Below are 635 nucleotides of genomic sequence, written 5' to 3' on the forward strand. Positions count from 1 at the left end.
CGGGAAGGCCTCATGACTCTCACGCCCACGCGTGCCGTCGACGTGCGCGTGCGTCGGCTGACGACCACGCTGTACGGCTACTCGTTCCTCGAAGAATTCGTTCTGCTGTACCCGGTGTACGTGCTGCTGTTCAGCGACGCCGGGCTGTCCGTGTGGCAGATCTCGTCCCTGTTCGCCCTGTGGTCCGTCACCGCCGTGGTGCTGGAGGTGCCCTCCGGGGCCTGGGCCGACGCGGTGTCGCGGCGGCTGTTGCTGGTCATCGGTCCGCTGCTGACGGGCGCCGGGTTCGCCTCCTGGGTGCTCGTGCCGTCGTACGCCGCCTTCGCGGTGGGGTTCGTGCTGTGGGGGATCGGCGGGGCGCTGACCTCGGGCGCGCTGGAGGCCCTCGTCTACGACGAGCTGGAGCGGAGCGGGGCGGCGGACCGGTACGCCCGCGTGCTCGGGCGGGCGCGGGCGGCGGGGCTGGTCGCCGTGATGGCGGCGATGGGGCTGGCCGGGCCTGTGCTGGCGTGGGGCGGCCATGCGGCCGTGGGGGCGGCGAGTGTGCTGGTGTGTCTGCTGACGTCGGTGACGGCCTTGCGGTTTCCCGAGCGGCGGGTCGCCCGGGCGGGAACGGGCGTGCGGCGGGGATGGGT

Annotated in this window: 1 protein-coding gene; it reads left to right on the plus strand. The window is 73.4% G+C overall.

What is annotated here, in order from left to right; genetic code table 11:
- Window positions 1-12 precede the first annotated feature (12 nt).
- On the plus strand, window positions 13-635 hold a 623-nt coding region (locus LPA54_RS34850), incomplete at its 3' end, for an MFS transporter (protein WP_228984623.1).

Origin of the sequence: Streptomyces sp. DH12, from assembly GCF_020873895.1 — a bacterium.
GTDB lineage: Bacteria > Actinomycetota > Actinomycetes > Streptomycetales > Streptomycetaceae > Streptomyces.